Origin of the sequence: Criibacterium bergeronii, from assembly GCF_001693775.2 — a bacterium.
GTDB lineage: Bacteria > Bacillota > Clostridia > Peptostreptococcales > Filifactoraceae > Peptoanaerobacter > Peptoanaerobacter bergeronii.
This window is the reverse complement of sequence record NZ_MBEW02000052.1, coordinates 1-4,021: the sequence shown is the minus strand read 5'-3', so window position 1 is coordinate 4,021 and position 4,021 is coordinate 1. Positions and strand designations below refer to the sequence as shown.

The 4,021-nt window shown below is 35.5% G+C and carries 1 protein-coding gene and 1 pseudogene; both read left to right on the top strand.

The features are described 5' to 3' along the window. Nucleotides 1-212: 212 nt before the first annotated feature. The gene (locus tag BBG48_RS10515) at nucleotides 213-1,748 is read left to right on the top strand and encodes an AlbA family DNA-binding domain-containing protein (RefSeq protein WP_068914297.1); all 1,536 of its coding nucleotides are present in this window, start codon (nucleotides 213-215) and stop codon (nucleotides 1,746-1,748) included. Between the two features lie 82 nt (nucleotides 1,749-1,830). Next, a pseudogene (locus BBG48_RS10510) lies at nucleotides 1,831-4,021 on the top strand (helicase-related protein); the annotation flags it as partial.

Sequence of the window (4,021 nt, the reverse complement as noted above, 5' to 3'; positions counted from 1 at the left end):
AATCAGCAGAAACAACAGCAAAGTGGGAAATGGAGTTATCGGATATTGCACAGGGAAAATCTTCAAAGGAAAAATTTTTAAAAGCGATTGAAAATGAGATAAAAGAAGTGATTTCAACTTATATCAAGTAAGATGGCACTAATGTCAAGGTGGAAAAAATGCCCTAAAAATGCTATAATATATTGATAGATTTTTTGAAAAGAGGAGGTATTATGCAGCTTTTAGATATAAAGAGAATGGCTCATAACATTCTTGAAAACCAAAATATAGAAAGCAGTTTTATTGAATATAAAAAGTCGGCAAATTTTAAAGATAAAATTCTAAAAACTGCCTGTGCCTTTGCCAACAATTATATGAACGATGAGATTGGTTTGTTGTTTGTCGGTATAGAGGAAGTAGATGATAAAGAAACCGGTGATAAGGCAATTCCCAAGAGACCGATTGAAGGGATAGCAGAATCAAAACTTGAAGGCATTGAAAATGAATTAAAATCACTTCTTTCCAACATTCATCCTAAAATCACCTATCATATTATTTCAGACACGATTGATGATAAGTATTATATCGTTGTTGCTGTTGAAAGCACTTCAGGTGGACCGTTTCAGACAAGTGAAAAGGCAGAAAAAGACAAAAATATTAGATTAAAGGCAGGAAGATATATCAGAGTCGGGAGAGATTCAAGACTTCCTAACCCTACGGAAGAATTTGAGTTATTAAAGAAATTTGCAGGCTTTTCTTTTAGCTCTAACCTCAATGATACAGCAACCATAGATGACTTAAGCTATGAGTACATGAAAGAGTATCTGCTTCAAACGGGAGCGAAAAAAGATATTAGAGAGATGTCCAAACTTGATATGGCAAAGAGTATGGGACTTGTAAGTGAAAGTGAGTACGGAGGTTATAGAGCCAAGAATTTTGCTGTGCTTATGTTTGCAGAAACACCAAATAAATTTATTCCCAATGCCCATGTTGAAGTTATAAGAGAAATTGACGGAACGGATAAAATGGAATCAAAAAGATTTGATGGGCCTGTTTGGATACAAGTAAAACAAGTCAGCAAGTATTTTGAAGATAATATCATGGCTTCATATACAATAAGGGAAGCTGATAAAATCGAGCATAAAATTATCTTTAACTATCCGCTTACAGCATTTGAGGAGCTTGCTACAAATGCTATCTTACACAAGGAATATGATACGCCTGAGTATGTAGGTATCTATATATACAAAGACAGAATTTCTTTTGTGAACCATAATAGACCACTCCCGCCGGTAACAATCGAAGCACTTAATAGAGATAGAAGTTTTGATAGAAGGCAATATCTTAATAAAGAGCTGAAAGATATGTTCTTTTCCCTTAACTTAATAGAGTCTTACGGTTCAGGCATAAGGCGTGCGAAAGATGCACTATTAGAAAATGACTCTCCTGAGCTTAAATTTTATCCGGAGAATGAAGAAGATAACTATACAAATGCAGTTATGGGGATCAATGTTGAATTTTTGAAAGAGTTTAATGGTAGCACTACTAAAGAAACTACCAAAGAAACTACCAAAGAAAAAGGTAGTATTCAAGCTCAGATAGTTAAACTTATGGAGAGCAATCCAAATATTACTGCTGAACAAATTGCTGAAGAAATACAAGATATTACAGCAGATGGAGTCCGCTATCATATAAGAAACCTAAAAGCTCATGGAATCATAGAAAGAGAAGGTTCTACGAAAGCTGGTAAATGGGTAGTGATAAAATAGAAGTAAACAAACACACAGAATTCAAAGGTGATTAGAGTAAAATCTAACCGCCTTTTTTGTTGTAAAAAAGAAGGAGGTAAGAATGCGAATAAATGATTTTCATAACATTTTAGAGCTTGTAAAACAAGATATTCTGCATAATGAAGCAGAGTATCTGAAGCTCTTAAAAGTTGTAGGCAATAATCAAAGATACGATTTTAGAAGTCAGTTAAGTATTTATGATAAAAATCCTGAAGCGACAGCTTGTGCCAAGTTTGATTACTGGAGAGAACGCTTTAACAGAACGGTTATGCGTGGACAAAAAGGTATCCCCATTTTAGAGGATTATGGCACATACAAAAAAGTGGACTATATCTTTGATATAAGTCAGACTGTTTCAAGAAACCGAGATGTCAATGAGGTAAATCTTTGGAGATTTGATAAAGAAGCTCATAGAGATGTATTAAAAGAAATGATAAAAGCTGAGGGCTATGAAGAAAGCGAAAGCACCTTAGAAAATATCTTTTCTTTAAGCAGGTTCTACGGAGATGAAAAAATAGATAGCTTGATAAATGAGCTTAGAATATCCGATGAGGACAGAATATCTTTTACTAAATTTGTTAGGGATTCAGTAAGCTATGCAGTAGCTTCAAGATTTAAGTTAGACTATCCTATGGATAATGAACTTTTAAAGGAAAACTTTGCAATGCTTGACAGTATTTCCCTTATGAGCTTGGGAGAAATCGTATCAGACATTAGTGGAAATATAATTGATGCGACCATTCAAAAGAGTAAAGAGTTAGAGCTGCAAAAAGAAGTTTTAAGAGGTAAAGAAGCAGGATATAATAAAATAAAAGAAGAATTAGAGGAGGTAGAAGAAAATGTACTTCGACGAGATGATCAGGAAAGAATTAGTGAAAACGAGCGAATTTTCCGAAATGGAGAGTACGGACGAGATAATAGAGAAAATCAAAGAGAATACACTGAATCAGTTAGAGGAAGAGACGGACTTTATGAGGGAATATCCGAATCCGACATACGCAGTGATGAGGCTGGATTATCTTTCAAGCAGCGAGGAGCAGAGCAACTTCGAGATGTTAGTGGATCTATACAAGGAGAAGAAGCTGACAAAACACCTGATGGATACTCAGAAACAGGCGATAGAGTTTATGAGAGCAGAGAAGCCGAAACTGATGATGGCTTGGCAGATAGAGGACGAGAGCCATCCGCAGTACAAAGCAATGATTTCAGCCCTCAAAGAAATGACAATCAAGGAAGTAGTGGAAATCTAAAAGAAAATACGGATAAAGAGATAAGAGAAGCTGATAAGGCTTCTTTTTCTTTACCCGAAAACAGATCAGGACAGATTAAACTTACAATACCTCTTACTCAAAATGATATTGACAGTATTCTTGTAAACGGTGGAAACCATGAGGGCGAAAGACTTCCTATCATTGCTGAATTTTCCAAAGGTAAAACAGTAGAAGCATTGGGAGAATACCTTAAAGATACATTTAGAGGTGGAAACGGTTTATTTCTTAATGGAGCAGAAGTATCTTCCTGGTATTCGGATAAAGGCATTCATTTAGCTTATGGAACTTCTGCAAGAGAAGATGATACGCAAATTTTAAGCTGGAGTAATGCTGCAAGAAGAATCAGTGAGCTTTTAGAAACAGGAGAGTTTGCTGCAAATATAGAGATTTTGGAAGCACAGGACTATGAAAGAGATAGAGTTTCAGAATCGCTATGGTATCTATACCACGATTTAAGTGAAGAAGGAAAAGCACAGGGTTATTTTGACTTTATAGAAAGAGGTGGAGGCTTTCCGAAAGAAACAGGAGTGCTATCCGAAAAACTTAAAAATCCCGACTACCTAAAAAATGTTATTTCTGAATATGGTCGTTTCTTGAGAGCATATAGAGAGGATAGGGGCATACTAAGGTTTCATTATCACAAGGTAGATAGCCTTTATCAGAAATTACAGGAGCTTGCACTTCCAAGAAAGGAATATATCTCTAACCTAACTGAACTTCCAAAAGTACATGGCTTTATTACAGAAGATGAAGTCCTTGCTACGATTTCAAGGGGAAGTGGAGTCGATAAGGGAAAAGAGCGAATTACTAAGTTTTTCAAAGAAAATCATACCTTGCAGGAAAAAGCAAATTTCTTAAAAGATGAGTATGGAATCGGAGGTCATTCTCATGCTGTTTCAGGAGCAAAGGGAAGTGATGAATGGCACGATGCAAAGGGACTTAAATTACAGAAGAATCATTGTAACGATGTATTTCTTACAT